Source organism: Psychrobacter sp., assembly GCF_030457785.1.
Taxonomy (GTDB): domain Bacteria; phylum Pseudomonadota; class Gammaproteobacteria; order Pseudomonadales; family Moraxellaceae; genus Psychrobacter.
The window spans coordinates 1-5,223 of sequence record NZ_JAKDUI010000192.1; the positions used below are offsets into that span (position 1 = coordinate 1).

Annotated in this window: 6 protein-coding genes; 1 reads left to right on the forward strand and 5 read right to left on the reverse strand. The window is 43.6% G+C overall.

Features of this window, described 5'->3' with window-relative positions; translation table 11 throughout:
• Positions 1-95 precede the first annotated feature (95 nt).
• Positions 96-287 carry a (2Fe-2S)-binding protein gene (locus L0J61_RS09015; RefSeq protein ID WP_301466113.1) on the reverse strand — a complete coding sequence of 64 codons (192 nt, stop codon included), beginning with the start codon at positions 285-287 and terminating at the stop codon, positions 96-98.
• A gap of 327 nt (positions 288-614) precedes the next feature.
• Here L0J61_RS09015 and L0J61_RS09020 point away from each other — a divergent pair, with 327 nt between their 5' ends.
• Positions 615-962 carry a helix-turn-helix transcriptional regulator gene (locus L0J61_RS09020; protein WP_301466114.1) on the forward strand — a complete coding sequence of 116 codons (348 nt, stop codon included), beginning with the start codon at positions 615-617 and terminating at the stop codon, positions 960-962.
• 161 nt (positions 963-1,123) lie between these two features.
• Here L0J61_RS09020 and L0J61_RS09025 read toward each other — a convergent pair whose 3' ends face one another.
• From L0J61_RS09025 to L0J61_RS09040, 4 genes are all read right to left on the reverse strand, one after another.
• A complete protein-coding gene (locus L0J61_RS09025; protein WP_367651950.1) occupies positions 1,124-1,846 on the reverse strand; it encodes a sulfate/molybdate ABC transporter ATP-binding protein in 723 nt (240 codons plus the stop codon).
• Between the two features lie 156 nt (positions 1,847-2,002).
• Positions 2,003-2,941 carry a sulfate ABC transporter permease subunit CysW gene (cysW, locus tag L0J61_RS09030; protein WP_301466115.1) on the reverse strand — a complete coding sequence of 313 codons (939 nt, stop codon included), beginning with the start codon at positions 2,939-2,941 and terminating at the stop codon, positions 2,003-2,005.
• Position 2,942: 1 nt separating this feature from the next.
• Positions 2,943-3,827, reverse strand: coding sequence for a sulfate ABC transporter permease subunit CysT (cysT, locus tag L0J61_RS09035; protein WP_301466116.1), 885 nt, complete (start codon positions 3,825-3,827; stop codon positions 2,943-2,945).
• Positions 3,828-4,087: 260 nt separating this feature from the next.
• Positions 4,088-5,182 carry a sulfate ABC transporter substrate-binding protein gene (locus L0J61_RS09040; RefSeq protein ID WP_301466117.1) on the reverse strand — a complete coding sequence of 365 codons (1,095 nt, stop codon included), beginning with the start codon at positions 5,180-5,182 and terminating at the stop codon, positions 4,088-4,090.
• Positions 5,183-5,223 lie beyond the last annotated feature (41 nt).

The window sequence follows — 5,223 nt, forward strand, 5'->3', positions numbered from 1 at the left end:
GAACGAGCAGTTGCTATTCAGTTTAGTTATGTAAATTTATATTATAGAACGAGCATACATAAAAAGCACTAAGAAATAACAAGCTGGATAATTCTTTATATAGCATATGCCAAGGCATCGAGTTTGGCATGATGCTCTTCTAGAAAGTCATTGACCATGGGTTCGCAGCAGCCACAGCAATTAGCAACATCAAGCGTGTTCCTTAGGCCTTCGAGCGTATCGATTCCCGAGGCGATAGCGGCTTTTATTTGCTTGTCTTTTACATCATTACAGATACATACGTACATAGATTGGCTCCTTTGCGATATACGACGTCCTTCGCGGTATGTACACATACTAACGATAACCGTTATCATTTTCAATAGTATTGCCACATTAATTATGAAATTAATTCTAAACGAATGACTGTTTGTCTCCGAAGTTATATGTTTTAGGTACGATCTATGTAACTGAATGTCATTAACTTTGTAATCAAATGGTATAAAAGGTGGAAAAACCCAGACAAAAGGTAGTAATATATCTATCAAAGGTAATGTATATCAACAATTGATCACTTTTTTGCAGAGCTGAAATCATACCTAAATTTCATTAATCAATGCAGCTGGAATTAAATCATGTCTGATACTAGTTTTAACACTCGCCCTATCGACCTGTTCAAGGTCTTATCTGATTCTACTCGTTTAAAGATATTTAAAATTCTCTTTAATAAAGAAGCACGTTGTGTGGGCGAGTTGGTTGAAATATTAGATCAACCCCAACCTACTATCTCACGCCATTTAAACCATTTGAAAAAAATGGGTATCTTAAGCTGTGTGCGTGATGGTACTTGGATGTGGTATACGGTTGCTGAAGACATCCCAGCATGGTGCCAAAGCATCCTAGACATCACCGATGAGCAAACGGTTTTAGATTCAGAGATGAATCTGCTAAGCCTAGCAGAAGCTGAGGAAGCCATATCTTAAGTCACCACCTACAAACTATATAAGCACGCCAAAAAAAACCTACACTATGTAGGTTTTTTTAATGAACCCATTAAGTTATATGTCATGGGAAATATCTTAGCTTCAGAAGTATAAAGTCAGGTGCTACTATCAAGGCGCACTATCGTCATATAACTAGGACGTTAAGCCAAATCCAAAAAATCGCTAACAAAAGCGTTTGCCGGGTTCGCTATAAGCTCTTCTGAAGCACCCACCTGCTCTATTCGCCCTTGATTCATGACCACAATCTCATCAGATATGGCACGTGCTTCTTCTTGGTCGTGAGTGACCATGATGCTGGTAATACCAAGTTCATGATGAATATTCTTCAGCCAAGTACGTAGCTCTTTACGTACTTTGGCATCCAATGCACCAAACGGCTCATCCAGCAATAGTAGTTTTGGCTTGACTGCGAGCGCACGTGCTAACGCAATGCGCTGACGCTGACCGCCAGATAACTGATGCGGATAAGCATTGGCAATGTGCGGTAATTGTACCAGATCAAGCAATTCAGCAACGCGCTTGTTGATATCTGCCTTGCTAGGGCGCTCGTTTTTTGGCAATAGCGTCAATCCAAACGCGATATTATCAGCGATGTTTTTGTGACGGAACAACGCATAATGCTGAAACATAAAGCCGATCTTGCGCTTTTGCACTGGGGTGTTGGTCACATCCAACTCATCAAATAATACTTGCCCAGAGTCCGCATACTCCAAACCCGCGATAATACGCAACAGAGTCGTTTTACCGCAGCCTGAAGGCCCAAGTAGTGTTGTCAACTTCCCTGTTGGTACCGTGACGTTGATATGGTCTAAAGCGGTAAAGCTTCCGAATTTTTTATTAACGTTGCGAATTTCGATGCTCATAATGGTATCTCTTATTATCATATCTGTCGTTTTTTGACTGTTTGTTGCTGGCGGCGGCATTTGTATCATTTAGGCTAACGCTAGGTTTAAACAATCTATCTGACAATGTGGTCTGTATCTAAAATATAGGCGGCTTGGTTATAAACGGCGTGTGCTTTATTCTTTAGCAGTCGGCGCACCCTCTGCATCACTAGTATTGTTGCTGATCGGCAGTTTAGGCGCACTGATAATCCTCTCAGACTTGGCAAATTTACGCGCTTGCAACTTGGTCATGATCTGCTGAATTAACAGTGTCACCAGAGCCAAGGCAGCCAGCAAGCTCGATAATGCAAAAGCAGCGGTGAAGTTGTAGTCGTTATAAGCAATTTCCACCAATAATGGCATGGTGTTGGTTTCGCCTCGGATGTGACCGGAAACCACACTCACAGCACCAAACTCCCCCATCGCGCGTGCATTGGTCAAAATCAGACCGTAAAGCAGTGCCCACTTGATATTTGGCAGAGTCACATGCCAAAAAGTTTGCCACCCACTAGCGCCCAAAGTTAATGCCGCTTGCTCTTCACTATCGCCTTGTGTTTGCATTAAAGGAATAAGCTCACGTGCCACAAACGGAAACGTCACAAACAAAGTCGCTAACACGATACCCGGTACAGCATAAATTACTTGGAACCCCATGCTTTCTAGCCAGCCACCTATCGTAGAGTTCAGGCCAAATAATAAGACAAACATCAAACCTGCCACCACTGGCGATACAGAAAATGGTAGATCAAGCAGCGTGGTGACCAGCTGCTTACCTTTAAACTGATAGCGCGTCACTAGCCATGCGATAGCGATACCCAATACCATGTTGATCGGTAATACAATAGCCGCCGTGATCAATGTCAGCTTGATGGCCAATAGAGCATCTGGATCGACGAGCGAGGCAATATAAAGCTGCCAACCGCTTTTAAAAGCTTCGTAAAATACAGCCAATAATGGAATGACCAGCATCAGCACCATAAACAGGACAGCGATAACAATAAAGGTGTTGCGTATCCACGGTGAGTCTTTGGTTGCAGGATTGCTCTGGTAGTCGTAACTGTTGGATATTTGCATATTAGTGAGCTCCCACACGGCGTGACAGTTTCCACTGTACGATATTAATGGTCAATAAAATGGCAAACGAAATGAGCAACATAAACAAAGCCACCGCTGAGGCGCCTTGAACGTCGAACTGCTCAAGCTTACTGATAATAATCAGCGGTAAAATTTCAGATTGCATCGGGATATTACCAGCGATAAAAATCACCGAACCATACTCGCCAGTGGCACGAGCAAACATCATACCTGAACCCATCAGCATGGCTGGTAGCAGCTCTGGCAAAATCACCTTTCGAAATGTCGTCAAACGATTGGCACCCAATACCGCGGACGCTTCTTCAAACTCCACTGAGAGCTCAGCAAGTACTGGCTGCACCGCACGAACGATAAAAGGAAAGCTGACCACGACCAATGCCAACCAAATACCTAACGGTGTAAAGGCGACCTGAATGTCAAACTTGGCAAACCACTGCCCGATCAAACCATTGGGTGCGTACAACGTAGCCAGAGAAATACCTGTGACTGCGGTAGGTAACGCAAACGGCAAATCTACTAGAGCATTGATTAGTGACTTACCCCAGAACTCATAACGTACCAGCACCCAAGCAACCAATGTGCCGAACACCATATTGGTCAACATCGCCAGAAACGACATCCATAGGCTCAGTTTGATAGCCGCTGTGACTTGTGGCTGACTAATAGTCCCCCAGAATCCTGTCCAACCCATCTGAGTGGTAGTGTATGCCATCATCGCAAATGGCAACACCACCAATAACGATAGGCTAAAGACGGTAATGCCCATGCTCAGACCAAATCCTGGTAGCACATTGCGTTGACGCAAACGTGTTAGCCAGCTTTTTTTGGCAGGGCTGTTGCTAGCTGAAGAGGATGTTGCACTCATAGTGATGTCCTGTTGCCTAACGAATGATATTTCACGAGATTGCTCGTGATCAGACCATGTGTATTGATATTATTATCGGTCGGGTATGATTTATCGGCTTACGGTATAAAGGACATGGTCGTAGGTACCATGTCCTTTATAGAGTTGTATGATTAACGGCATGAGGAGTCATAGTGCCGTGTGCCGTCCAATGATTATCAGCAATAAAGTTATTAACAATCAGGCTATTAATAACGACTGCTAATAACCAATGCTAATAACTACTGCGGCGCATTAATGGCCAATTGATCAAAAACACCACCATCGCTGAAGTAAGTTCCCATGATTTCATCCCAAGTACCAAAGGCATCATTTGGACGGAAGGTTTCAACTGGTGGCAATTTGTCACCATTTTTTTCCAATACGCTTTGCACGCTAGGACGTAAATATAAGTCAGCTGCTAATTGCTGAGCAGGCTCGCTCCATAAGTATTCTAAATAAGCGGTTGCCGCTTCAGTCGTGCCTTTTTTGTCTGTGACTGAAGTCACAACGGCAACAGGACTTTCTGATTTGATAGAATAATCTGGATAAACAATATCAACCTGACCTGCACCAAAATCAGTCGCTGCAAGGTTGGCTTCGTTTTCGAAAGTAACCAATACATCACCGATGCCACGCTGCACAAAGGTAGTCGTCGCTGCACGTCCGCCATTTTCATAGACTTTGACGTTGCTTAGCATGTCTTTTACGTAGTTTTTAGCAGGCTCTTCTTCGTTGTTAAATGCGTGCAGTCCGTAACCATAAGCGCCTAAGAAAGCATAGCGACCGTTACCTGTCACTTTTGGATTTGCCATAACAATCTCAAGACCATCTTCGGTCAAGTCATCCCAATCACTGATGCCTTTTGGATTGTCTTTGCGTACCAAAAATACAATAGTACTGGTGAAAGGAACGGCATTATCAGAAAACTTGCTTTCCCAATCTGACGCAACCAAGCCCTCTTTTTCAAGTAGCTCAATATCTGACCCTTGGTTCATGGTTGCGACATCTGCCTGTAAACCATGAGCAACAGACAATGCCTGCTTGCTTGACCCGCCATGTGACTGCTTAACCACGATATTACTATCTGGATTTTCCGCTTTATAGTGTTCAACGAACAGCGGGTTGTAGCCTTTGTAAAAATCACGAGCCACATCATAAGAGACATTCAACAGCTCAATGTTTTGACCATCTGCTGCTGCAGAATCAGTGTTGGCTGCTGCATCGGTTTGTTCGCTGTTGCTGCAACCAGCAAGCCCTAATGTCAGAGCGACGCCGGCAATACTTAATGCAGTGAGTGTTTTGTTTTTTTGTTGATAACGAGCTGTATTTTTCATAAGTGTCTCATAGGTATCTGTTAAGTAACACATATGCTAAC